The following is a 23694-nucleotide window of genomic DNA, read 5'->3' as shown; positions in this document are numbered from 1 at the left end:
CTTCGGACAGCTGGGGGAAAGTCGGGATGCCCACGATCGGGCTTGGTCGGGAGGGAACGGGGCAACAACCCAGAAAAAAGGTTCTGGGAAAAAACGGGGAAGGGCCCCCCCCGGGGGGGGCCCCCCTTCCGCGTGTCTAGGCGCCGTAAGCGCCGAGGTCCTTCACGGCCGCGAACCCGAGCCCGTACGCGCTCATCCCCCGCCCGTACGCCCCGATGTGCACGTCCCCCGCGGACCCGGCGAGGACCCAGCCGAACTCGGACTCCCGGTAGTGGAACGGCACCGGCACCCCGTCCACGGGCAGCGAGAGGATCGTCCAGGCCGGCCCGTCGAGGTCGTCGGCGAGCTCGAAGGCCGTCTCGGTCTGCTGGTCCAGCCAGTGGTCGCGCAGCGCGTGGTCGAGCGAGGCGGGCCAGGTGTGGGCGAGGAGCCCGGAGCCGGCCAGCCAGGCGGCGGAGGAGACCGTGGTGGCGTCCAGGACGCCGGTGCCGTCCCCGCTGCGGCGCACGGGGTTCGCCGCGACCGTCACGACGACGGCGAAGCGCTCCCTCTCCGCGGCGCCGGCCTCGGACTTTATCGACGGCTCGTCACCATGGCCCACCGAGCCGTGCTGGACGGTGCCGTCCGCCGCCGTACCGATCTGCATCAGCCGGCGCGGGCCGGTGAACGCCTCGTCCAGCCCGTACCAGGCGAAGGGTGCGCGCAGAAAGCCATCGGCTTCCACCCGACTCGTCGTCTTCATTCGGCCGCCTCCTCGTTCCGTCAACAGAGGGAGGATAGCCACCAGGGAGGAGTGGGTCGGTGACAGGCCGTCGTCAGGTGGCGTCCGAGTCGTACGGAGGACGCTCGGCAGCGCCCGGATCATCCCGCTTGTCCTGCTTCTTGAGCAGGTCCGGGGAGGCGGAGCCGTTGACCGCGGCGGACGCGGCCGAGGGCGCGGGCGCGGTCTCGCGGCCGTGGACGGCGTCGGCGACCTCGTTCATCTCCTTCTTGAGGTCGAACGTGCCGCGCAGCTCCTTGAGGTCCTTGAGGTCCTCGTTGTTCTCCAGCTGCTTGCGGAGGAACGTCTTGGGGTTGAGGTCCTCGAACTCGAAGTCCTTGAACTCCGGACCCAGCTCGCTGCGGATGTCCTGCTTCGCACTGTCGGAGAACTCGCGGACCTTCCGGATGAAGCGCGAGACGTCCTGGATCACCTTCGGGAGCTTGTCCGGCCCGAAGACGAGCACGGCGAGGACGACGAGCGTCACCAGCTCGAGTGCGCCTATGTCGCTGAACACCTAGTAGCTCCTTCACGCCGGTCCAGGGCCCGGTCCACGGTACCCGCCCAAACTGTCGGGCGGGTACCTCGGGGCGTCCGCCACATGGCGCTCAGTCGCCCTGGGAGGATCCGAGCGTCAACGTCTTTGTCAGCACTTTGCCGTCGCGGCTCAGGGTGAGCTCCAGCCTGTCGCCGGGGCGGTGGGCGCGGATCTTCACGATGAGCTCCTCGCCGCTGTGCACGCGCTGGCCGTCGACCCGGGTGATGACGTCCCCCGGCCGCAGTCCGGCCTTGGCGGCCGGGCCGCCGGCGGTGACGGAGGCGGAGCCGTCCTTGCCCTTCTCGCCGACGCGGGCGCCGTCGCCGTTGAACTGCATGTCGAGGCTCACACCGATGACGGGGTGGGTGGCCTTGCCGGTGTTGATGAGCTCCTCGGCGACGCGCTTGCCCTGGTTGATCGGTATGGCGAAGCCGAGACCGATGGAGCCGGGCTGGCTCGCGCCGCCGCCCTCGCCCTCGCCGGAACCGCCGCCGGCGGCGCGGATCGCGCTGTTGATGCCGATGACCTGGGCCTTGGAGTCGAGCAGCGGGCCGCCGGAGTTGCCGGGGTTGATGGGGGCGTCGGTCTGCAGCGCGTCGACGTAGCTGACGTCGCTGCCGTCGCCCTTCTCGCCGCCGGCGGTGATCGGGCGCTCCTTGGCGCTGATGATGCCGGAGGTGACGGTGTTGGACAGGTCGAAGGGGGCGCCGATGGCGACGACGGGGTCGCCGACGCGGACGTTGTCGGAGTTGCCGAGCGGGAGCGCCTTGAGGCCGGAGACGCCGGTGACCTGGACGACGGCCAGGTCGTAGCCGGTGTCCTTGCCGATGAGCTTGGCGCGGGCGGTCTCGCCGCTGGCGAAGGTCACCGAGATGTCGCCGGAGGACGCGGCGCCGTCGACGACGTGGTTGTTGGTGAGGATGTGGCCCTTGTCGTCGAGGACGAAGCCGGTGCCGGTGCCGGAGGAGCCGTTGCCCCTGACGTGCAGGGTGACGACGCCGGGCAGGGCGCTGGCGGCGATCCCGGCGACGCTGTCGGGGGCGCGGCCGGTGTCCCCGGCGTCGGCCTGCGGCAGCTCGACGGTGGTCAGCCCGCCGTTCCGCTCGACGTACGCGCCGATGCCGCCGCCGATGACGCCGGTGACGAGGGCGAAGACGAGCGCCCCGGCGAGCGCGAGCCCCTTGCGGGACTTCTTCGCGGGCACGGGCGCGGCACCAGGGGCGCCCCAGGGGTCGTACTGCGCCCAGGGCGCGGCGGCGACGACCTGCGGCTGCGGGTGTGCCTGCGGCTGCGGCTGCGGCTGGACGTGCGCCTGCGGGTGCGGGTTCGCCTGAGGCGGTACGGAGGCGGCCGGGCGCTGCACGGGCGGCGCGGGCGCCCAGGGCCCCGGCTCGCCGTACGGCGGCGTGCGGTACTCGTCAGGCGTGTGCAGCGGCTGCCGCGCGGGCGCGTGGGCCTCGGCCCCGACGGCCACGGGGGCCGGCTCCGCCGGGGGTACGACGGCGGGCGCGGGCGCGGCGGCCGGCTCCGCCGGGGACGTGACGGGGGCCGCAGGTGTGGCGTCGGCCGCGTGAGCGGGTGCGGGTGCGGGCGCGGATGCTGGCACTGGCGCGGGTGCGGGCTTCGTCATGTCCACGGTCGGCGCGGGCGCGTCGGTCCCGACGGGTGCGGCGCCGGGCTCCACCGGGGATGCGGCGTCAGCCGTCGCGGGTACGGCGGCGTCAGCCGTCGCGGGTACGGCGGCGTCAGCCGTCGCGGGTACGGCGGCGTCAGCCGTCGCGGGTACGGGAGCGTCAGCCGTCGCGGGCGCCGGTTCCGCCGCAGGTGCGGCGGCGGACGGCGGCGTCGGCGTGGACTTCGTCATGTCGACGGCGGGAGCCTGCGGCTCGGCGTCCACGGCCGCGGGCTCCGCGGCCCGAGGCGCCGTCTGCGGCGCGGCGTCCGCCACGGGAGCCTCCGGGGACGGCTGCGGCGCGGGCAGCGGGAAGTCGCCGTCGGCCTCGTCGGGTATGCGTGCCGCCTCCGGTGTGCTCGAAGGCCGGCTCCACCAGTTCGGCTTCCCGTTGTTCATGCTCTCCCCGCAACCGCTGACCCGTCCGCGCCCCTGGGTCGGGCGCCCTGCCCCTGGATTCAACCAGGTCGCGGGTCAGCGGTGGGAGCCGAGCGGTCCGGTCGTCGGGCTCGCCATCGGGCTGGGCCCGGGGGCGAAGGCCAGTTCGAGGACCGGGGCCGTCGGCCGGATGAACGGCGAGAGCGCGAGGAGCGACTGCCGGGCCTCGTTCCGGAGGTGTACGGCCGAGACCTGCGCGGCGTCGAACCGCACCGCGTCCGACGGGACCGTGTCCTGGACCGCGGCGACGACCGGGCCCTGTGGAACCGCGGCCGGGGCCACCGCGGCGAACGGCTCGGCGTCGCCGACGGACTGGGCGCCCGAACGCTCGCCGGAACGCGTGCCGCGCCCGGACGCGACGCCCGGGCCGCCGCCGGTCGCGGTGGTCCGCAGCGGCGTGACCGCGGTGCCGGTGCCCTGGCCGCCGCGCGCGCTCGCGCTCACCGAGGCGTCGAGGGGCAGGGTGCCGCCGAGGGCGATCGCCGCGAACGACACGGCGCTGGCCGCGGCGAACGCGAAGCGCCGCCCCCGGCCGGAGGTCCCGGCGGGGCGGTAGCCGACGCTGTGGATGCCGAAGGCCGCCCCGGGCGTGCCGGGGCTCGGGGTGACGACGGCGGCGGTGGCGAAGCCGTCCGACTTCACTCCGCCCGCGCCGAGGAGCTCTTCGAGGGGTCCGCGCGGCCCGCCGGGCTCACCGGGTCCCCCGGGAAGGCCCTGGAGCCGGGCGAGGAAGCCCTCGGAGGGCGGTGGAGGGGCCGCGGAGGCGAACACGCTCTTCAGCGTGCGCTGGGCGTCCGCCTCGGCCCTGCAGCGGGCGCAGGTCGCGAGGTGGGCGAGGACCCGATCGCGGGCGTCGTGGCCGAGTTCGCCGTCGACGAGCGCGGCCAGCCGGTCCCCGAGGTGGTGTTCCGCGGGGGTCGGTGACGGTGGACGTGTACCGCTCACGCTGTCGACGCCTCCCATCCGACGGAGGCGAGGGCACGCTCCGCCCGGGCCTCGGGCGAGCGGTGCTTGAGCGCCTTGCGCAGGTGGGAGCGGCCGCGGTGGATGCGGCTGCGGACGGTGCCGAGCTTCACCCCGAGGGTCGCGGCGATCTCCTCGTACGAGAGGCCTTCGATGTCGCAGAGGACGACCGCCGCGCGGAACTCGGGCGCGAGGGTGTCGAGGGCCTGCTGCACGTCGGCGTCGAAGTGCGTGTCGTTGAACGCCTGCTGCGGCGAGGGCTCGCGGCTGGGCAGCCGCTCGGCCGCGTCGTCGGCGAGCGCGTCGAAGCGGATGCGCTGCTTGCGGCGGACCATGTCGAGGAAGAGGTTGGTGGTGATGCGGTGCAGCCAGCCCTCGAAGGTGCCCGGGGTGTACGTCGACAACGAGCGGAAGACGCGGACGAAGACCTCCTGGGTCAGGTCCTCGGCGTCGTGCTGGTTGCCCGTCAGGCGGTAGGCGAGGCGGTAGACCCGGCCACTGTGCGTGCTGACGATCTCCTCCCAGGTGGGAGGGGTCCACGCCTGCGATTCCGCGTCCGATGCGAAGGTCGCGGTGGTGGGAGCGGAGTCGGTGGTGCGGAAACGGTCAGCGGTGTCGGTCACGGATTTCGGCTCACCCGCCGACCTGAGAAGACGCCGAAGCACTCCTCCCCGATCCACAGGCGCAGCCGCACCTCCCCTGTCGGCTCTGGTGGTGTCCAGTGGAGCCCCTACCATAGCCACCCCGCCCGTTAGCTCCGGATAAGAATCTTTACGCGAATTTGGAACCGGCTCGCCCGGTGTCCTCCTCCCCGTCCTTCCCCTGGTGAACGCCCGGTCCCATCTGCGGGTTCCCACTGACAGCGGATACAGTCACCGTTGCGTCAACTACGGGGACAGGAGAGGGCCATTACCGCCAACCGGTCGACGAGCTGGTCGTTCGCCGACGCCTTCGTCGCCGAGGACGAAGCCCTGCGCTGGGCCCGTGAGCGGGCCCGGGAGGCAGGGCTGCCCTCGGTGTCCCCGGGCACCGGTGGGGCGCTGCGCCTGCTCGCGGCGACTGCGGACGCCAAGGCGGTGGCGGAGATCGGCACGGGCACGGGCGTGTCCGGCATCTATCTGCTGCTCGGGATGCGGCCGGACGGCGTGCTGACGACGGTGGACCTCCAGCCGGAGCGGCAGCAGCTGGCCAAGACGGCGTTCCGGGCGGCGGGCTTCGCGGGCAACCGGGCCCGTTTCATCCCCGGGCGCGCCCTGGACGTGCTGCCGCGGCTCGCGGACGGCGGGTACGACCTGGTGTTCTGCGACGGCGACCGGCTCGAGTACTTGGACTATCTCGCTGAATCGTTGCGCCTGCTGCGACCGGGGGGTCTCGTCTGCTTCGAGGGCGTCTTCGCGGACGGCCGCACGGTCGATTCGGGCGCCCAGCCGGCGGAGGTCCAGCGGATCCGGGAGCTGCTGCGCGCGGTGCGGGAGAGCCAGGAGCTCGTGCCCTCGCTGCTGCCGGTGGGCGACGGCCTGCTCTGCGCGGTACGCCGCGGCTGACGGCGACCCGCCGACGGCTCCCCGGCCGTAATGCCTCGGACCACCCCGCCACCCCTGGCCGTACCGCCTCGGACCACGTGGCCGATCCGGACCGTACCGCCGACCGGGGCCGTACCGGCTCCGGAGACACCGCTGCCCCGGGACGGCGGACCGTACCGGGGCAGCGCTCAGGAATCGTGGAGAAGAGGGTCAGCCGACGACCTTCTTGAGGGCGTCGCCCAGCGCCTCGGCCTCGTCCGGGGTCAGCTCGACGACAAGCCGACCGCCGCCTTCGAGCGGAACGCGCATGACGATGCCCCGCCCCTCCTTGGTCACCTCGAGCGGGCCGTCACCCGTCCGCGGCTTCATGGCCGCCATGCTTGTTCCCCTTCCTGAAACCAGCTCATCGTCAGCCGGGCAGCTCCATGATGTGGAGCACGCGTCACCGGCTTCGAACACATTGCTTCCAGGTCATTATCCCGCATGGCAGGACCCGATGACCAACATCGCTCGGCATCGCTTGCGCAACGCGCTCTCTCAAAACCCCACATTTCGGGGATCGGCCTGCGATACTGCGCCGCTCGACGTCGGACGGAGTCCCTCCGATCTCCCTCTGATCCTCTTCGAACTTTGACGCAGCTCACATGGGCGGCACGGGTGATCTCCGCCATGCTGGGCGGGTCAACCACGCAATGAGGCGAAGGGATCCCGATGGCCGACACGGTGCTGTACGAGGTGAGCGACGGGCTCGCCACCATCACGCTCAACCGGCCCGAGGCCATGAACGCGCTGAACGTGGCGACGAAGGTCGCCCTCCGTGACGCCGCGGAGACGGCCGCGGCCGACCCGGCCGTACGGGCGGTGCTGCTGACGGCGTCCGGCGACCGGGCGTTCTGCGTGGGCCAGGACCTGAAGGAGCACATCGGGCTGCTCGCGGCGGACCAGGAGTCCGGCACGAGCGAGACCATGAACACGGTCCGTGACCACTACAACCCGATCGTGCGCGCGCTCACCGGCATGCGCAAGCCGGTCGTCGCGGGCGTGAACGGCGTCGCCGCCGGGGCCGGCTTCGGCTTCGCGCTCGCCGCCGACTACCGGGTCGTCGCGGAGACGGCCTCCTTCAGCACCGCCTTCGCGGGCGTCGCGCTCACCGCCGACTCGGGCGTGTCGTGGACGCTGCCTCGGCTCATCGGCGCGAGCCGGGCCTCCGACCTGCTGCTCTTCCCGCGCTCGATCTCCGCGCAGGAGGCGTACGAGCTGGGCATCGTGAACCGCCTGGTCCCGGCCGCCGACCTGGCCGCCGAGGCGGAGAAGGTGGCGCGGAAGCTCGCGGAGGGCCCGACCGTGGCGTACGCGGCGCTGAAGGAGTCCCTCGCCTTCGGCGCCGACCACTCCCTCACGGAGGCCCTCGGCAAGGAGGAGGAGCTGCAGAACCTGGCGGGCGCCTCGGAGGACCACACGATCGCGGTCCGCGCGTTCATCGCCAAGGAGAAGCCGCGGTACCTGGGCCGCTGACCAGCCCCGGAACCCGTTCGTACGGAGGGTGGGCGGGTCTATAGGATCCGCTCACCACTTGTACGCACATACCTGGGGGGTTCCGTGCGTCCTTCTCCTTCCGCGCGCCTTCTTCGCGGCGCGCTCACGGCGGGCACGGCCTTGGGCCTCTCCGCCACCGTCCTGTCCTCGCCCGCGCTGGCGGCGGACGGCAGGGACCGGTGTCCCGACAACGCCGTCTGCGGCTTCAGCCAGCCGCGGTACCAGGGCGACATGATCGTGATCCGGAAGCCCATGGCGTCCCTCGGCGCCTGGGACAACCGCATCCGGTCCTTCACCGTGCGGCTCAACGGGTACTCCGACGCGGTCTGCTTCTTCCCGCGGCCGGGGCTCGACCCCGAGGGTTCCACGCACTTCTACGGGTCGGAGTCCTTCGACGAGAGCGCCTACCCGGAGCTCGACCGGGCGGTCAGCTCCGTGGACGTCGGCCCCGAGGCGGACGACTTCTGCGGCTCCGAGAGCCGCTATCCGGTCCTCTACGACAACCCGCGGCCGCGTCCCGCCACGCTCCCGGCGTCCGGCGACTTCGGCGACCTGAACCACGACGGGTACGCCGACGTCGCCTCGCGCAACCTCGTCGGCCAGCTGTGGACGTCCCACGCCTACACGAGCCCCGGCCGGAACGTGCTCGTCGGCGGCGGCTGGGACGGCATGACCAAGCTGACCCGGCACGGCGACTACGACGGCGACCGCAACGAGGACGTCCTCGCCCGCGACAAGGCCGGCGTCCTGTGGCTCTACCCCGGCAACGGCCAGGGCTGGTTCAAGCCCCGCGTCAGGATCGGCGGCGGCTGGAACAGCATGCGGGACCTCGCCGCGGCCGGTGACCTCACCGGCGACGGCAAGGCCGACCTGCTCGCCTCCGACGGCGACGGCGTCCTGTGGACGTACCCGGGCAACGGGCGCGGCTGGTTCGGCGCCCGCAAGAAGGTCGGCGGCGGCTGGAAGGCCGTCAACGAGCTCGTCGGCGCCGGCGACATGAACTCCGACAAGAAGGCCGATCTGGTCGCCCGCGACAGCGCGGGCAGGCTCTGGCTCTACCCGGGCAACGGCCGCGGCTGGTTCAGCGCGCGGGGGCTCATCGGCACCGGCGGCTGGAACAGCCACGCCGAGCTGGCCGGTCTCGGCGACGTCACCGGCGACGGCCGCCCCGACGTGGTGGCGCACGCCCGCGGCAGGGAGTCCTACGAGGGCCGGGTCCGGCTCCTCGTCTACCCCGGCACCGCCGACGGGCACCTCCTCGCGCCCCGGGACCTCGGCAGTCTCCGGTCCGCCGCCTTCGCCTTCTGACTCTCCTCTTCGTGAACGGATTCCGATCCATGATCCGCAGCAACCGGGGCCGTCGCGCCCTGGCCGCCGCCGTCACCACGGCGGCCTCCCTCACGACCCTGATGACCACCGCTCCCCCGGCCTCCGCCGGCGAGGAGCGCTGCCCGTCCGGGCGGATGTGCGTCTTCCAGTACCGCGACTTCAAGGGCGAGATGAAGATCATCTCGTCCAGCCAGCCCACTCTCGGCGCCTGGGACAACACGATCTCGAGCGTCGTCAACCACTCCGCGCTGCACGCCGTGCTCAACGTCGACGCGAACTACCGGGACGGCGACTCCCTGGTCATGGACCCGCACAACGGCGGGGTCAGCTTCGACGGCTCGGTCATGGGCCAGCTCGACAACAGGATCAGCTCGATCCGCGTGGCGACCACCGCATGGGAGGCCAGCAGCGGCGTCGCATGGATGGACTGGTGGCCGCAGCAGAAGCGTCCCGCCGGACTTCCCGCCGCCGCGCAGTTCGGCGACCTGAACAACGACTCCCGGCCCGACCTCCTGGAGCGGGCCGACGACGGCCGGCTGTGGTACCTCCACGGCTACTCCGCCAGCTGGGAGACCGCGCCCAAGGGCGTGCTGATCGGCGGCGGCTGGAACGCCATGACGCAGATCGTCCGCCACGGCGACTACAACGGCGACCGCAACGAGGACGTCTTCGCGCGCGACCGGTCCGGCGTCCTGTGGTTCTACCCGGGCAACGGCCGCGGCTCCTTCAAGCCCCGCGTGAAGATCGGCAGCGGCTGGAACACCATGAAGGAGATCAAGGCCGTCGGCGACATCACCGGTGACGGCCGCCGCGACCTGGTCGCCCGGGACACCGCCGGTGTCCTGTGGACGTACCCGGGCAACGGCCACGGCTGGTTCGGCGCCCGCAAGAAGGTCGGCGGCGGCTGGAACGCCATGAACCGGCTCGTGGCGCCCGGCGACATGACCGGCGACGGCACGTCCGACCTGGTCGCCCGGGACGGCTCGCGCGGCCTCTGGCTCTACCCGGGCAACGGCCGCGGCGCGTTCGGCGCCCGCACCAAGCTGCCGTACGCCTGGCCGTCGGACGCCCCCGTCTTCTCCGTCGGCGACGTGACCGGCGACGGCAAGTCCGACCTGATGCGGCCGATCGACTGGAACCAGCTCTACATCTACCCCGGCAACGGCCGCGGCGGCATCGGAGGCCCCCAGGCCGACATGGGCTGGGACACCGCCGAGCGGGTCCACGTCTTCTGACGGACGCGCGCCCGGGGCACCCCAAGGGTCGCCCCGGGCCGGTGGTCGCCCCGGGCTAGGGGTCGCCCCGGGTCAGTGGTCGCCCCGGGCCACACAGCCCTTCAAGTGGTCGTCGACCAGACCGCAGGCCTGCATCAGGGCGTACGCCGTGGTGGGGCCGATGAAGCGGAGGCCGCGCTTCTTGAGGGCCTTGGACAGGGCCGTCGACTCGTCCGTGACCGCCGGGACCTCCGCGAGCGTGCGCGGCGCCGAGCGGGTCGCCGGGTCCGGGGCGTACGACCAGATGAGCGCGTCGAGCTCGCCCGGCGACCAGCCGGCGAGCAGCTTGGCGTTGGCCAGGGTCGCGTCGACCTTGGCGCGGTTGCGGATGATGCCCTCGTCGGCGAGGAGCCGCTCGCGGTCCGCCTCGCCGAACGCGGCGACCGAGGCGATCTCGAAGCCGGCGAAGGCGCGCCGGAAGCCCTCGCGGCGGCGCAGGATCGTGATCCACGACAGGCCCGACTGGAAGGCCTCCAGGCAGAGCCGCTCGAACAGCGCGTCGTCGCCGTGGACCGGGCGGCCCCACTCCTCGTCGTGGTACGCGACGTAGTCCTCGGTCGACAGGCCCCAGGGGCAGCGCAGCCGCCCGTCGGGCCCGGGGATCGCCCCGCCCGTCACTTCTCGCCGCCCTCGGTGCCCGCGTCACCGCCGGGGGCCGCGAGCGCCTCCTCGAGCTCGGCGATCCGGGCGTCGCGCTCCGCGAGCTCGGCGCCGAGCCGTACGAGGACGTCGTCCACGTCGGCCATCCGGTAGCCGCGCGCCGCGACGGGGAGGCGCAGCGCCTCGACGTCGGCGCGGTCCACCGGGCGGGCGGCCGGAAGCGGGTCGACGAGCTGCTCGGGCGCCACCTCGGGCAGCACCTCGCCGTCGCCGCCGCCGACCACGGCGAGGGTCACCGCGGCCACGACCACGACCATCGTGATGAGCAGAAACCAGAACACTGCGCGCCTCTCCCCGGAGTGGAAAACGTCCCGTGCCGATCGTGCCATGCGCCACCGACGGTTAGGGTCGCAGGCGAACGGACGCGAGGGAGGATAAAAGGGATGCTGCGCTTGGGACGGCGTGAATTCGGGCCGCACGAGCCGGTGATCATGGCGATCGTGAACCGGACGCCGGACTCCTTCTACGACCAGGGCGCCACCTTCCGCGACGAGCCGGCGCTCACGCGGGTGGAGCAGGCCGTGGCGGAGGGGGCGGCGATCATCGACATCGGCGGGGTGAAGGCGGGCCCCGGCGAGGAGGTGACGGCCGAGGAGGAGGCGCGGCGCACGGTCGGCTTCGTCGCCGAGGTCCGCAGGCGCCACCCCGATGTGGTGATCAGCGTCGACACCTGGCGGGCGGACGTCGGCGAGGCGGTCTGCGAGGCCGGGGCGGACGTCCTGAACGACGCCTGGGGCGGCGTGGACCCGCGGCTCGCCGAGGTGGCCGCGAAGTACGGCGCGGGGCTCGTCTGCACGCACGCGGGCGGCGCGGAGCCGCGGACGCGGCCGCACCGGGTGGAGTACGAGGACGTGATGGCCGACATCCTGCGCGTCACGGTGGGCCTCGCGGAGCGCGCGGCCGCGCTGGGGGTGCGGCGGGACGGGATCATGATCGACCCCGGTCACGACTTCGGGAAGAACACCCGGCACAGCCTGGAGGCGACGCGACGCCTCGGCGAGATGACGGAGACGGGGTGGCCGGTGCTCGTGTCCCTGTCGAACAAGGACTTCGTGGGCGAGACGCTCGACCGGCCGGTCAAGGAGCGGGTCCTCGGGACCTTGGCGACGACTGCCGTGTCGGCGTGGCTGGGGGCGCGGGTGTACCGGGTGCACGAGGTCGCGGAGACGCGTCAGGTCCTGGACATGGTGGCGTCCATCGCCGGTCACCGCGCGCCCGCCGTGGCCCGGCGCGGGCTGGCGTAGCCCCGCGTCCGCCGGCCGGTGGCCGGTTGTGCGCCGCGGGTGGGCACAACCGACCGGGCCGTCAGGCCGCTACCGTCCGACCTCCTTGGTGACGAGCGCCACCGCCTCCTCCACGTCGTCCGTGACGTGGAAGAGGAGGAGGTCGCGTTCGCTCGCCTTGCCGCCCGCGACGACCGAGTCGCGCAGCCAGTCGACCAGGCCCTTCCAGTACGCCGTGCCGAAGAGCACGATCGGGAAGCGGGTGACCTTGCGGGTCTGGACCAGGGTGAGCGCCTCGAAGAGCTCGTCGAGGGTGCCGAGGCCGCCGGGCAGGACGACGAAGCCCTGCGCGTACTTCACGAACATCGTCTTGCGGACGAAGAAGTAGCGGAAGTTCACGCCGATGTCGACGTGCGGGTTGAGCCCCTGCTCGAAGGGGAGCTCGATGCCGAGGCCGACCGAGACGCCCTTGGCCTCCCTGGCCCCCTTGTTGGCCGCCTCCATGGCGCCGGGACCGCCGCCCGTGATGACCGCGAAGCCGGCCTCGACGAGCGCCCGGCCGATCCGTACGCCCGCCTCGTACTCCGGAGAGTCCGCCTTCGTACGGGCCGAGCCGAAGACGCTGATCGCGCTCGGCAGTTCGGCGAGGGCGCCGAAGCCCTCGACGAACTCGGACTGGATGCGCATGACCCGCCAGGGGTCGGTGTGCACCCACTCCGAGTCGCCCTCGGTGTCGAGCAGCCGCTGGTCCGTGGTGCCCGGCTGGACCTGGTCCCTGCGCCTGAGCACCGGTCCGAGCCGCTGCTCCTCCGGCTTCGTCTCCCCCTCAGGGATACCCATGGCCTGCTCCCTCCGTCGAACCGACGATCTTCTCGTGGGGTCAGCGTAGGACCAGAGAGGTGACGAAATGCGAAATTACGGGAGACGGGCGGTCAGCCAGTCGCGGAGCCGGGCCTCGCAGTGGTGGACCTTGTCGACGTGGATGTGCTCATCGCGCTTGTGCGCGTACAGGGCGTCACCGGGGCCGTAGTTGACGGCGGGCACGCCGAGGGCGCTGAAGCGGGCGACGTCGGTCCAGCCGAACTTGGGCTGGGCGCTGCCGCCGACGGCCTTCATGAAGGCCTCGGCCGCGGGGTGGGAGAGGCCGGGCAGGGCGCCGGGGCTCTCGTCGTCGACGACGAACTCGGCGATGTCGATGCCGTCGAAGAACGCGCGGACGTACGCGAGGGCCTCGGCCGGGGAGCGGTCGGGGGCGTACCGGAAGTTGACGGTGACGGCGCAGGCGTCGGGGATGACGTTGGTGGCGACGCCGCCCTCGATCCGGACGGCGTTGAGGCCCTCGTGGTACTGGAGGCCGTCGATGACCGGCTTGCGCGGCTGGTAGGCGGCGAGGCGGTCGAGGATCGGGGCGGCGGTGTGGATGGCGTTGGAGCCCATCCACGCGCGCGCGGAGTGGGCGCGCTCGCCGGCGGTGCGCAGGATGACGCGCAGGGTGCCCTGGCAGCCGCCCTCGACCTGGCCGTCGGAGGGTTCGAGGAGGACGGCGAAGTCGCCTTCCAGCCAGTCGGGGTGCGCGGCGGCGACCTTGCCGAGGCCGTTGAGGTCGGCGGCGACCTCCTCGTTGTCGTAGAAGACGAAGGTGAGGTCGCGGTTGGGCTCGGGGACGGTGGCGGCGATGCGGAGCTGGACGGCGACCCCGGACTTCATGTCGGAGGTGCCGCAGCCCCAGAGGATGCCGTCCTCGTCGAGCCGCGAGGGCACGTTGTCGGCGATCGGCACGGTGTCGATGTGGCCGGCGAGGACGACGCGCTCGCCGCGGCCGAGGTGCGTCCGGGCGACGACGTTGTTGCCGTACCGGTCGACGGTGAGGTGCGGCAGGAGGCGCAGGGCCCGCTCGATCGCGTCCGCGAGCGGCTGCTCGGTCCCGCTGACGGAGGGGAAGTCGACGAGGGCGGCGGTGAGCGCGGCCCCGTCCAGGGAGAGGTCGAGGGTGCCGTCGAGCGGGGTGATGTCAGCCATGTGCCGACCCTAACGCGGCCTCCAGTACGGTGGGCCCCGTGTCCGAGCCCACCCGCCCCCGCCGTCGCGGCCGCCTCGCCCGTACGGCGGCCGCCTTCGCCGCGCTCCTCGGCCTCGCCTCGTACGTGGCCGTCCACCAGCTGACGGGGAGCACGGGGACGCCCCGGTGCAGTGTGGGCGGTGGGGACAACCGCTACGAGTTCACTCCGGAGCAGGCGTCCAACGCGGCGATGATCGCGGCGGTGGGCACGACGCGGGGGCTGCCGGAGCGGGCGGTGACGATCGCGCTCGCGACGGCCCTCCAGGAGTCCGCGCTGCGGAACATCGAGGGCGGCGACCGGGACTCGCTGGGGCTCTTCCAGCAGCGGCCCTCGCAGGGCTGGGGGACGCCGGAGCAGATCATGGACCCGGTGTACGCCTCGGGGAGGTTCTACGAGGGCCTGGAGAAGGTCCCGGGGTACTCGCGGCTGCCGCTGACGGTGGCGGCGCAGAAGGTGCAGCGGAGCGGTTTCCCGCAGGCGTACGCGAAGCACGAGCCGGACGCGGCGCTGCTGTCGGCCGCGCTGACGGGCCGGTCGCCGGCGGCGCTGTCCTGTACGGCGAGCACGGCGAAGGGCCGGCCGGGCGATCCGGCGCAGGTGCGGCACGAGCTGGTGCGGGCCTTCGGCGAGAAGACGGCGCCGGAGGCGGTCACGGGCGGTCCCGGCGCGGGCCGTTCGGCGTCGGAGCCGCCGGTGCTCGTGGTCCCGGTCCGGGCGGCGACGGGCGCGGGGAGCGCGCCGGGGGCCGGTTCGGACGAGCGGCGCGGCTGGGAGCTGGCGCAGTGGGCGGTGGCGTGCGCGGACACGCTGCGCATCACGGAGGTCGCGTTCGGGGACCGCGTGTGGCGGGCGGGCGAGGCGGACGGCGCCTGGTCGAAGCCCTCGGGCACGCCGTCGGCGGACGCCGCGTCGGTACGGATGCGGTTGGCGCAGCAGTAACGGGGCGGGCGGCATCCGCTCCCCGTACGGCGCCGCCAAAGGCAGCCACCCCGGCCGATCACCTGTACGGCCCTTCACCCGTGAGTGTCGCGGCCCGTGTCCGGCCGGGAAGGAATTCGCGCGGCTTTCGGGGCACGTTTCCCACACGTCACCCCTCCCCCTCGTCCCCCTTGCGGCACAAGGGAAGTGACGGTTCGGCAGCGCACCCCGCAATGACACGTTCGTCCGTTTTCCTCCCCACCCGACAATACGACGCATTACCAACTCTTTACCTTCGGCCGCCGCAACCTCCCCCGCCCCGGGGCCGGTTGTCACCGCGTAATCGTCGTCTTCGCCGAAGGAGCACCATGTCCCTCTCCCTGACCCGCCGGATCGCCCGCGCCGCCCTCATCGTCGCGGCCGGAGCAGCCCCCGTGGTCGGTGCGGCCGGCTCCGCGAGCGCCCTGGCGCCGGGCCTCGCGCCGACCGGCGCCCTCGGCGGCGTGACCGCCCTGGACGCCGCCGGCGCGGGGAGCGCCGTCGACAGCGCCTCGCAGACCGCGACCGGCGTGGTCGGCGAGACCGGCGGCAAGGCCGTCGGGACGGCCGTCCCGGCCGCCGGCAAGACCCTCGGCACGGCCGGCAAGACCGCCACCCCCGCCGTGCAGGACGTCGCCGGCAAGACGGCCGGCAGCACCGCCGAGGTCGTCGGCCAGACCGCCGGCGCCGCCGCCGAGAGCACCGAGGCCCCCACCGGCGGCGCCCTCGGCGGCGGCCTGGGCGGCCTGCCGACCGGCCAGACCCTGGGCGGCCTGCCGATCGGCGGCTGATCCGCGTCACGACGCACGGAGGGCCCGGGGAGCACCTGCTCCCCGGGCCCTCCGGCGCATGTCCGTCAGCCCAGGCGCTTGACCGCGGCCTCGACCCGCTCGTCCGTCGCCGTGAACGCCACCCGCACGAACCGCTCCCCGGCCTCGCCGTAGAAGTCGCCGGGCGCCACCAGGATGCCCTTCTCCGCCAGGTACGCCACCGTCTCCCAGCACGGCTCGTCCCGGGTCGCCCACAGGTACAGGCTGGCCTCGCTGTGCTCGATCCGGAAGCCGTGCGCCTCCAGGGCCGCCCGCAGCGCCGTCCGGCGGGCCGCGTACCGCTCCCGCTGCTCGGCCACGTGCGCGTCGTCGCCGAGCGCCACGACCGTCGCCGCCTGCACCGGGGCGGCGGTCATCATGCCGCCGTGCTTGCGGATCTGCAGCAGCTCGCCCAGGACCGCCGCGTCGCCCGCGATGAACGCGGCCCGGTAGCCGGCCAGGTTGGAGCGCTTGGACAGCGAGTGGACCGCGACGATCCCCTCGTACGAACCGCCGCAGACGTCCGGGTGCAGGACCGAGACCGGGTCGGCCTCCCAGCCCAGCTCCAGGTAGCACTCGTCGGAGAAGACGAGGACGCCGTGCTCGCGCGCCCAGGCCACGATCCGGGTCAGCTCGTCCTTGGCGAGGACCTTGCCCGTCGGGTTGGACGGGGAGTTGAGCCAGAGGAGCTTCACCGCGGCCGGGTCGAGGTCGGCGATCGGGTCGTCGTAGACGACGGGCGTCGCGCCGCAGAGCCGCGCGCCGACCTCGTACGTCGGGTACGCGAGCCGCGGGTAGGCGACGACGTCGCCCGCGCCGAGCCCCAGCTGCGTCGGCAGCCAGGCCACCAGCTCCTTGGAGCCGACGACGGGGAGCACGTTCTCGTGGGCGAAGTCCACGGCGCCCAGGCGTCGCTCGCACCAGCCGGTGAGCGCGTCCCGCAGTTCCTTCGTGCCCCACACCGTGGGATAGCCCGGCGAGTCCGCGGCCGCGACCAGGGCCTCCCGGATCAGCGCGGGGACCGGGTCCACGGGCGTGCCGACGGACAGGTCCACGATTCCGTCCGGGTGCGTCAGGGCCGTCTTCTTGTACGGCTCCAGCTTGTCCCAGGGGAAGACGGGCAGGCGCGAAGAGACTGCGCTCACGGGTTGGCTCACTTCCTCGTACGTACGGAAAACGCTTCGGTCCCGTACAGCGGCGAGGCCGTACGGGACCGAGGTCGAACAATCAGCCGTTCTGCGGAGGCAGGGCGGCGATGAAGGGGTGGTCACGCTCGATCTCGCCGAGCTTGGAGGCACCACCGGGCGAACCGAGCTCGTCGAAGAACTCGACGTTCGCCTTGTAGTAGTCCTTCCACTCCTCCGGGGTGTCGTCCTCGTAGAAGATCGCCTCCACCGGACAGACCGGCTCACAGGCCCCGCAGTCGACGCACTCGTCCGGGTGGATGTACAAGGACCGCTTGCCCTCGTAGATGCAGTCGACGGGGCACTCCTCGATGCACGCCTTGTCCTTGACGTCGACACAAGGCTGCGCGATGACGTAGGTCACGCTGTCGTTCCTCCTCGATAGGGCTGGTCTGCGCGGGAGCGCGGCGTCGTCGATGCCCGCACCTAGTATCTCCGTTCTTGAGGGCGATCCGAACAGGAGGGGCGGAGAAGCTGTGGAAATCACTGGCGGAGGGCGCCTTGACGTGCGACTTACCAGCGCTGACGTGGGAAAACGTGTCTCCGTTCGGTACGTGACAGACTCGGCGGAACCGGGCGAGAAGTACACCGACGCGGTCGGGGTTCTCACATCATGGGATGCCGGTGTGTTGCTGATCACACGAAGGAGCGGCGAGAGCGTCCGGATCGCGGAATCCGCGCTCGCCGCGGGCAAGGTCGTGCCCGCCGCCCCGGCCCGCCGACGCGGCCCCTCGGCCACTTTCGCGGAGCTCGCCCGCGCCACCGCGCGCGCGTGGCAGCCGGTCGAGAGCGAGCCCCTGGGCGAGTGGACGCTCCGCGCGGCCGACGGATTCACCCGCCGCGCCAACTCGGCCCTCCCGCTCGGTGATCCCGGGCTGCCGGTCGCCGAGGCCCTGACGCACGTACGCGCGTGGTACGCGGCCCGGAAGCTCCCCGCGTACATCCAGACCGCCACCGGCGCCGAGGGCACCCAGGAGCTGCTGTGCGCCGCCCTGGACCGGCACGGCTGGCGCCGCGAGGTCTCCGCCGAGGTCCGGATCGCGGCGCTCGCCCCGATCGGCGACCTGGACGCCGACGTCTCCGCCGTACGGCTCTCCCGGACGGCCGACGAGCCGTGGCTGCGCCGCTACCAGCGCTTCTCCGGTGAAGATCGGCTCGCGGTGGTCCGCTCGGTCCTCGCTTCCGGTCCGAGTGTGTGGTTCGCGTCCGTCGCGGGCACGGGAGAGGTACCGGCGGCGATCGGACGCTGTGTGGTCGACGGCCGCTGGGCCGGCTTCATGGCGGTCGAGGTCGACCCCGGCCGACGGCGCCGGGGCCTGGCGACGTCCGTCATGACGGCGCTCGCCCGGCAGGCGCTCGACGAGGGCGCGTCGGCGGCCTGGCTCCAGGTGGAGACGGACAACGACGGCGCTCGGGCCCTGTACGACGGCATGGGCTTCGCGCCCCACCACCACTACCACCACTACCGATGGGCGGAGGCGTGACGGAGGACGTACCACCACGGGGCGAATCGGACGGGCCGGAGGGGCCGGAGGGGTCGGACGGGCCGGAGGGGTCGGACGGGCCGGAGGGGTCGAGCGGGCCGGACCGACTGGACGGACCGGAGGGACGGAGCCGACCGGGTGGGCCGGACGCACCGCACAGGCCGAGCGGCCCGGACGGACCGGACGGGCCCGGAGGCGCGTCCGAGGAGCCGGGTCGGGAGGACTGGCGGCGGGAGTTCGCCGAGGAGGCCCGGGCCGAGCGGCCCGACCTCGCCCGGCTCTGCCTCCTGATCGGCGCGGTCGCCGACCCCGCCGTCACCCGGCGGGACCTGGACGAGGCCGAGATCGAACTCGACCGGCTCGCCGGCCTCGTCCCGTACGGGACCCGGATCACCGGCGACTGGGCGACCGAGCTCGCCGCGCTCCTGGGCCGCCACGAGGGATTCGAGGGCGTGCCCGCCGACTACCAGCGCCTGGAGTCCTCACTCCTGCACGAGGTGCTCCGGCGCCGCCGGGGCCTGCCCATCCTGCTCTCCGTCGTCTGGATGGAGGTCGCCCGCAGGGCCGGCGCCCCCGTGTACGGGCTCGGGCTGCCCGGCCACTTCGTCGTCGGCTTCGGGGACCCGGCCGACCTGAACCTCGCCGACCCGTTCGCGGGCGGCCGGTCCATGACCGGCGCGGACGCCGAGCTCCTCGTGGCGAGCGCGACGGGCGAGGCGCTCGACCGCTCGATGCTCCGCCCCGCCGAGCCCGGCGCGATCGCCCTCCGGATCCTGAACAACATCCGCGCCTGGGCGGCCCCCCGCCCCGAACGCTCCGACGTGGCCCTGTGGGCGGTGGAACTCGCCCTGCTGCTCCCCTCGCACCCGGCGAGACTCCGCTACGAACGCGCCGAACTGCTCGTCCAGCGCGGGGAGTTCCTCACGGGAGCGGTGGAGATGGAGGCGTACGCGCAGGTGATGGACGCGGTGGACCCGGAGTCGGCGACGACGATCAGGCGCCGGGCACAGGCGGCAAGGGCGCTGCTGAACTAGCGGGTGAGGTGAGGGGGCGGGGCGACCGGATTCGAACCGGCGTCCTCCGAGATGCTGTCGCGGCGCACTACCTCTGTGCTACGGCCCCGCCCTTGCGGGAGACCTTACGGGAGCCCGGATCAGGGACGCGACCCCTTGTTCGGCGCCCGACGTCGCCTCACGCTTCACCCCCGCGCCCCCGGCGACGTACCCGCCCGAACCCGCGAGCCCCCGTCCCGGGAGGGGACGGGGGCTCGTGGGCCGGGGCAGGGGCTGTCAGCCCTCGCCCGTGAGGTTGATCGTCTTCGTGCGTTCCGCGAGGGTCTTGCCCAGCAGGGCGTCCCGCATCGCGAAGGCCACGTCGTCGGCGGAGATCTCGTGCTTCGCGCCGTCGCCCTTGGTGATCATGACGCCCTTGAAGGCTCCGTCGAGCAGCCGGTCGATCGCCTTCTTGTCGTAGACCTCGACCAGCCGGCCGTCGACGGCCTTCATCGAGAGGATCTGCGGCAGCGACCGGGCCGGGCCGAAGTCGATGTGCCTGCCGCCCGCCTGGATCCTGATCAGACCCGACATCGCGGGCGTCGCGAACTCCTTCATCGCCCGGTCCAGCTCGGCCTTCGTGACCGTCGGACGGCGCGTCGTGACCGGCAGCTCGACCAGCTTGTTCTGGCCCGTCTCCACCTGGGCGCGGAAGGCGTCCTGGACGGAGATCATCGAGCGCTGGACGTCCAGGCCCTTCCCGGGCTTGCCCTCGACCGGCGTCACCTTGTTCGGGGCGAACAGGATCGTGCCCTCCGTCGCCGAGGCGGACGTGCCCGCCAGGTCGGTCAGGGCGACCGCGAGCTTCTCCTTGTCCACCGGGAACACCGGCTTCGCGACCCGCTCGCCGCCGAAGAGGGAGCCGATCACCGAGACCGGGTTGTAGTCGCTGCCCGCCGCCGCCCGGACGGTCTCCTGGCTGTCGAGCGCCAGGCCCGCCTTGTCCGGGGCCAGCTGGACCTGCTTGCCGCCCACGCCGAGCTGCAGCGGCGCGGTGGCCCGCTTGCCGAGCGCCGCGTCCAGCTTCTCGACGGCCTCCTCCTTCGTACCGCCGCCGATGTCCACGCCGAGCACCGTCGTGCCCTTCGGGACGTCGGAGTGGTTGAGGAGCAGTCCGGCGCCGTACGCGACTCCGGCGAGGCCCAGGACGCCGACGGCGGCGAGGACCAGCTTCGAGCGGCCCTTCTTCGCCGGCGCGCGGCCGGCCGGGGGCGCCTGGCGCGGCGCCGGCGCGGGGGCCGGGGTCGCGCGCTCCTCGATGCGCGGGGTCAGGTTCGGGCGGGCCGCCGTCGGCGGGACCACCGGGATGCCGCTGGTGAGCGTGTCCCCGGAGACGTGGGCACCCTGCCCCGTGTCGCCCTGTCCCGGCCTCGGCGCCGGTGCGGGCTGCTGCGGCGTCAGGATCGCCGTGTCGTCGGACATGCGGGGTGCGCCGCCGCCCGCGAACGGGGTGCCCGCGCCCGGGCTTCCGCCGAAGGGGCGGGGGGCGGTGGCGGGGCCGCCGCCGAAGGAGGCGGTGCCGGTGACCGGGCCCGTGGTGGGGCCGGTCGGGGCCGCCGGGGAACCAGCCGGGGGACCGGCCGGGGAGCCACCGGGTGCGCCCTGAGCGCCCCGGCCGCGCTGCCCGGCGGGGCCGCCCGGGCCGCGCCGGCCCGCGGGACCGCCCGGAGCACCCGGAGCACCCGGAGCACCCGGAGCACCCGGAGCACCCGGACCGCGGTACGCGGGCGTGCCCGCGGCGGGGGTGCCGTTGTACATCGGGGTGCCCTCGGCCGGGGTCCCGTCGTACCTCGGCGTGCCGCCCGCGGGCGTGCCGTCGTACCTCGGCGTGCCGCCCGCCGGTGTGCCGTTCTCGTAGAGCGGGTTGCCCGGCGGGGTCTGGGCGGTCGCCGTGACCGGGCGGCTCGACGGGGTCGTGCCGACCGTCGGGACGCCCGAGGTCGCCGAGCCCGCGAAGCCCGTGCCCTGGGCGTCCGGTCCGGCGGGCGCCGGGGCGGGCTTGGCCGCCGGCGCGGGGGCCGGCGAAGGCGTGGGTGCGGGCGCGGGGGCCGGTGCGGGGGCCGCCTTGCGGGGGGCGAACCAGTCGCTCGTCTCCTTCGCCTTCGGCGGCTCCGGGGCCTCCTCGGCCGCCCGCGGAGGTTCGGGGGCGGCGACGGCCACCGGCTCCGGCTCGGGCTCCACCACGGGCTCCGGGTCCGGGGCGGCCGTCTCGCTGACCGGCTTGCGGACCACGACCGGCGGAATCGGACGCGAACCCGGGATGTTGATCCGGATCCGGGTCGTCAGTGTCGTCTCGGTCTTGGGCTCCTCCGGCGGCGCGGGCGCGGCGGCGGTCTCCTCCGGCGCGTCCTGCGTGGGGTGGAGCGACGGATACTGGCGGGATCCGTACGGCGGTGTACCGGAGGGGTACGCGGCTCCTCCGCGCCCCTGGGCGCCGGAGGACGAACTGTCAGTCTCTCGACCAGTTTCACGACTCAAAGCAGGATCTCCCGGTTGGCTCCACCGCCCGCTCTTGCTGATGCTCGTGTTGACCCGGGCGGTTCGGCGGCGCGCACCACCATACTGAACGCCGCCGACTCGTACCCGACCCCCGGGCACAGGACGACGGGCAATCCGGCCGAAGTCAGGGCGTCCCCGGCGTCAAGTCGTGCTGTTCACGGGGCCGGTCGCGGCAGCCGGGGCAGAGTGGCGCACATCACAGCGATCGCCATGCCTCCGAAGAGGAAGATCAGCTCGCCCGTGCCTCCGCCGAACACCCCGTCGCCCTCGGGGCGTCCGACGCTGAGCAGGACGACGGCGACGAGCCAGCCGCCGGCGGCGGAGGCGACGCCGACCTGGGTGCCGGCGGCGCGCAGCCCTCCGTAGAAGAGGCCGGTGGTGGCGAGGAGGGCGAGGAGCAAGCCGCCGGGGAACCAGGCCGCTTGGACGAGGGATCCGGCGAGGCCGACGAGGGCGCCGAGGACGAACAGGACGCCGTACCAGACGTATCGTGCGGCCGGGGAGGGCATCGGGGACGGGGCCGGAGCCGGGGTCCGCTTCACCGTGCTCATTCCGCCACCCCCGCGAAGAGGTCCGTCTCGCGCTCGCCCTCGGGGGCGCCGGGGGTGCCCTGGACGAGTTCGTAGTACTCGGTGGTGAAGATCGGCTGGCCGAGGTCGTTGGAGAGGGCGAAGAAGGGACCGTCGACGGCGACTTGGGTGGCGTGCGCGGCCATCGCGGCGGTCTTGCGGGCCGTGCACGCGGGGTCGGCGGCGATCTCGGCGGTGATCCGGTCCTCGTCGACGACGCCGGGGACGTCGTCGACGGCGGCGACGGCCGGGAAGGCGGAGCCCTCGGCGTGGAGCCGGGCGAAGGCGGCCTCGGCGACGGGGCGCGGGACGCGGTTCCAGTAGATCTTGGCGATCGTGTGGGCCGGGCCGAGGTCGGGGCGGTACGAGGGGTCCGCGGCGAGTTCGGCGGCGCGGGTGGCGACCCGGTGGGCCTGGATGTGGTCGGGGTGGCCGTAGCCGCCGTCGGGGTCGTAGGTGACGAGGACCTGCGGGCGGGTCTCGCGGATCACCTCGACGAGGTGGGGCGCGGCGGTGTCGACCTCGGTGCTCCAGAAGGCGCCGGGGCGCTCGTTCTGTTCGGCGCCCATCATTCCGGAGTCGCGGAAGCGTCCGGGGCCGCCGAGGAAGCGGTGGTCGGTGACGCCCAGCTCGGTCATGGCGGCGGCGAGTTCGCCGACGCGGTGGGGGCCGAGCCGGTCCTCCCGGTCGGGGGCCAGGTGGGCGAGGCCGGGCGGGATGACCTCGCCCTCCTCGCCGAGCGTGCAGGTGACGAGGGTGACGAGGGCGCCCTCGGCCGCGTACCTGGCCATGGTGGCGCCGTTGTTGATCGACTCGTCGTCCGGGTGGGCGTGCACGAGCAGCAGACGGCGGGCGGGGAGATCGGACATGCCCCCCACCCTACGAGGTCAGCCCCGGTGCGAGGTCAGAACTTGAGGCCGCCGATCATGCCCGCCACGTTCGTGGTGAGGGTGCTGATGGACGGGGCGATGGAGGAGCTCGCCAGGTAGAAGCCCAGGAGCGCGCAGACCGCCGCATGTCCAGCCTTCAGCCCGGATTTCCGGATCAGCAGGAAGACGACGATCGCCAGCAGCACCACCACGGAGATCGAGAGTGCCACGGCGGTTCACCTCCACCTTCGGTCGGATATTCGAGCGGTTCGGTCGATCAGCATGTGCCAGAGGG

25 protein-coding genes and 1 tRNA gene are annotated in these 23694 nt (G+C 73.4%); 9 read left to right on the top strand and 17 right to left on the bottom strand.

Going from position 1 to position 23694, the window contains the following annotated elements:
- Positions 1-136: 136 nt before the first annotated feature.
- The 5 genes from ACZ7HT_RS17895 to sigE form a co-directional block, all read right to left on the bottom strand.
- Positions 137-742: a hypothetical protein gene (locus tag ACZ7HT_RS17895; RefSeq protein WP_471166357.1), complete on the bottom strand. Its 606-nt coding sequence runs from the start codon at positions 740-742 to the stop codon at positions 137-139.
- Positions 743-815: 73 nt separating this feature from the next.
- Positions 816-1277, bottom strand: coding sequence for a sec-independent translocase (locus ACZ7HT_RS17890; RefSeq protein WP_471166355.1), 462 nt, complete (start codon positions 1275-1277; stop codon positions 816-818).
- Positions 1278-1368: 91 nt separating this feature from the next.
- Positions 1369-3162 (bottom strand): S1C family serine protease, encoded by a 1794-nt coding sequence (locus ACZ7HT_RS17885; RefSeq protein WP_471166497.1) that lies wholly within the window; start codon positions 3160-3162, stop codon positions 1369-1371.
- Positions 3163-3444: 282 nt separating this feature from the next.
- Positions 3445-4353, bottom strand: coding sequence for an anti-sigma factor family protein (locus ACZ7HT_RS17880; protein WP_471166352.1), 909 nt, complete (start codon positions 4351-4353; stop codon positions 3445-3447).
- Positions 4350-5108 (bottom strand): RNA polymerase sigma factor SigE, encoded by a 759-nt coding sequence (gene sigE / locus ACZ7HT_RS17875; RefSeq protein WP_352028124.1) that lies wholly within the window; start codon positions 5106-5108, stop codon positions 4350-4352. The genes ACZ7HT_RS17880 and sigE overlap by 4 nt, the downstream gene beginning before the upstream one ends.
- Positions 5109-5249: 141 nt before the next feature.
- On the opposite strand from sigE, the gene ACZ7HT_RS17870 reads away from it, so the two are divergent.
- Entirely contained in the window at positions 5250-5915 is a 666-nt protein-coding gene (locus ACZ7HT_RS17870) for an O-methyltransferase (RefSeq protein ID WP_453220927.1), read from the top strand.
- A gap of 189 nt (positions 5916-6104) precedes the next feature.
- Here ACZ7HT_RS17870 and ACZ7HT_RS17865 read toward each other — a convergent pair whose 3' ends face one another.
- Positions 6105-6272, bottom strand: coding sequence for a DUF3117 domain-containing protein (locus ACZ7HT_RS17865; RefSeq protein WP_009997451.1), 168 nt, complete (start codon positions 6270-6272; stop codon positions 6105-6107).
- Between the two features lie 333 nt (positions 6273-6605).
- On the opposite strand from ACZ7HT_RS17865, the gene chcB reads away from it, so the two are divergent.
- The 3 genes from chcB to ACZ7HT_RS17850 all read left to right on the top strand — a co-directional run bounded on the left by chcB (position 6606) and on the right by ACZ7HT_RS17850 (position 9994).
- Positions 6606-7409, top strand: coding sequence for a 2-cyclohexenylcarbonyl CoA isomerase (chcB, locus tag ACZ7HT_RS17860; protein ID WP_471166349.1), 804 nt, complete (start codon positions 6606-6608; stop codon positions 7407-7409).
- Positions 7410-7493: 84 nt separating this feature from the next.
- Complete coding sequence (locus ACZ7HT_RS17855) at positions 7494-8738, top strand: FG-GAP-like repeat-containing protein (protein ID WP_471166346.1); 1245 nt, start codon at positions 7494-7496, stop codon at positions 8736-8738.
- A 29-nt stretch (positions 8739-8767) separates the two neighbouring features.
- The gene (locus ACZ7HT_RS17850) at positions 8768-9994 is read left to right on the top strand and encodes an FG-GAP-like repeat-containing protein (protein ID WP_471166343.1); all 1227 of its coding nucleotides are present in this window, start codon (positions 8768-8770) and stop codon (positions 9992-9994) included.
- A gap of 72 nt (positions 9995-10066) precedes the next feature.
- Here the strand turns inward: ACZ7HT_RS17850 and ACZ7HT_RS17845 are convergent, their stop codons facing one another.
- The gene (locus ACZ7HT_RS17845) at positions 10067-10651 is read right to left on the bottom strand and encodes a DNA-3-methyladenine glycosylase I (protein ID WP_471166340.1); all 585 of its coding nucleotides are present in this window, start codon (positions 10649-10651) and stop codon (positions 10067-10069) included.
- On the bottom strand, positions 10648-10974 hold the full coding sequence (locus ACZ7HT_RS17840) for a hypothetical protein (protein WP_471166338.1): 327 nt from the start codon (positions 10972-10974) through the stop codon (positions 10648-10650). Before ACZ7HT_RS17840 ends, ACZ7HT_RS17845 begins: the two co-directional genes overlap by 4 nt.
- A 102-nt stretch (positions 10975-11076) precedes the next feature.
- Here ACZ7HT_RS17840 and folP point away from each other — a divergent pair, with 102 nt between their 5' ends.
- Positions 11077-11937, top strand: coding sequence for a dihydropteroate synthase (gene folP, locus ACZ7HT_RS17835; RefSeq protein ID WP_471166334.1), 861 nt, complete (start codon positions 11077-11079; stop codon positions 11935-11937).
- Between the two features lie 69 nt (positions 11938-12006).
- On the opposite strand, the gene ACZ7HT_RS17830 is transcribed toward folP, so the two are convergent.
- Both ACZ7HT_RS17830 and dapE read right to left on the bottom strand, forming a co-directional pair.
- Positions 12007-12756 carry an LOG family protein gene (locus ACZ7HT_RS17830; protein ID WP_471166331.1) on the bottom strand — a complete coding sequence of 250 codons (750 nt, stop codon included), beginning with the start codon at positions 12754-12756 and terminating at the stop codon, positions 12007-12009.
- Positions 12757-12831: 75 nt separating this feature from the next.
- On the bottom strand, positions 12832-13935 hold the full coding sequence (dapE, locus tag ACZ7HT_RS17825) for a succinyl-diaminopimelate desuccinylase (protein ID WP_471166328.1): 1104 nt from the start codon (positions 13933-13935) through the stop codon (positions 12832-12834).
- Between the two features lie 29 nt (positions 13936-13964).
- Between dapE and ACZ7HT_RS17820 the strand changes: the two genes are divergently transcribed.
- Positions 13965-14915: a hypothetical protein gene (locus ACZ7HT_RS17820; RefSeq protein ID WP_471166326.1), complete on the top strand. Its 951-nt coding sequence runs from the start codon at positions 13965-13967 to the stop codon at positions 14913-14915.
- A 347-nt stretch (positions 14916-15262) separates the two neighbouring features.
- Positions 15263-15724 carry an ATP-binding protein gene (locus ACZ7HT_RS17815; RefSeq protein ID WP_471166324.1) on the top strand — a complete coding sequence of 154 codons (462 nt, stop codon included), beginning with the start codon at positions 15263-15265 and terminating at the stop codon, positions 15722-15724.
- Between the two features lie 65 nt (positions 15725-15789).
- Here ACZ7HT_RS17815 and dapC read toward each other — a convergent pair whose 3' ends face one another.
- Both dapC and fdxA read right to left on the bottom strand, forming a co-directional pair.
- On the bottom strand, positions 15790-16887 hold the full coding sequence (gene dapC, locus ACZ7HT_RS17810; RefSeq protein ID WP_471166322.1) for a succinyldiaminopimelate transaminase: 1098 nt from the start codon (positions 16885-16887) through the stop codon (positions 15790-15792).
- An 82-nt stretch (positions 16888-16969) separates the two neighbouring features.
- Complete coding sequence (fdxA, locus tag ACZ7HT_RS17805; RefSeq protein ID WP_015035968.1) at positions 16970-17290, bottom strand: ferredoxin; 321 nt, start codon at positions 17288-17290, stop codon at positions 16970-16972.
- A 112-nt stretch (positions 17291-17402) separates the two neighbouring features.
- Here fdxA and ACZ7HT_RS17800 point away from each other — a divergent pair, with 112 nt between their 5' ends.
- Both ACZ7HT_RS17800 and ACZ7HT_RS17795 read left to right on the top strand, forming a co-directional pair.
- The gene (locus ACZ7HT_RS17800) at positions 17403-18410 is read left to right on the top strand and encodes a GNAT family N-acetyltransferase (protein ID WP_471166319.1); all 1008 of its coding nucleotides are present in this window, start codon (positions 17403-17405) and stop codon (positions 18408-18410) included.
- A gap of 107 nt (positions 18411-18517) precedes the next feature.
- Positions 18518-19444: a transglutaminase family protein gene (locus ACZ7HT_RS17795; protein WP_471166495.1), complete on the top strand. Its 927-nt coding sequence runs from the start codon at positions 18518-18520 to the stop codon at positions 19442-19444.
- A 15-nt stretch (positions 19445-19459) separates the two neighbouring features.
- Here ACZ7HT_RS17795 and ACZ7HT_RS17790 read toward each other — a convergent pair.
- From ACZ7HT_RS17790 to ACZ7HT_RS17770, 5 genes are all read right to left on the bottom strand, one after another.
- Positions 19460-19534: transfer RNA gene (locus ACZ7HT_RS17790), tRNA-Leu, on the bottom strand.
- Positions 19535-19699: 165 nt separating this feature from the next.
- Positions 19700-21940 carry a peptidoglycan binding domain-containing protein gene (locus ACZ7HT_RS17785; protein ID WP_471166316.1) on the bottom strand — a complete coding sequence of 747 codons (2241 nt, stop codon included), beginning with the start codon at positions 21938-21940 and terminating at the stop codon, positions 19700-19702.
- 176 nt (positions 21941-22116) lie between these two features.
- Entirely contained in the window at positions 22117-22512 is a 396-nt protein-coding gene (locus ACZ7HT_RS17780; protein WP_471166313.1) for a DUF6113 family protein, read from the bottom strand.
- On the bottom strand, positions 22509-23399 hold the full coding sequence (mshB, locus tag ACZ7HT_RS17775; protein ID WP_471166310.1) for an N-acetyl-1-D-myo-inositol-2-amino-2-deoxy-alpha-D-glucopyranoside deacetylase: 891 nt from the start codon (positions 23397-23399) through the stop codon (positions 22509-22511). The genes ACZ7HT_RS17780 and mshB overlap by 4 nt, the downstream gene beginning before the upstream one ends.
- 35 nt (positions 23400-23434) lie before the next feature.
- Positions 23435-23629: a hypothetical protein gene (locus tag ACZ7HT_RS17770; RefSeq protein ID WP_015035959.1), complete on the bottom strand. Its 195-nt coding sequence runs from the start codon at positions 23627-23629 to the stop codon at positions 23435-23437.
- Between the last annotated feature and the right edge of the window lie 65 nt (positions 23630-23694).

The sequence above is a fragment of the Streptomyces sp. NPDC037410 genome (genome assembly GCF_055602235.1).
Note: the sequence above shows the minus strand (reverse complement) of the source record. Positions and strands in the feature narration are given on the sequence as shown.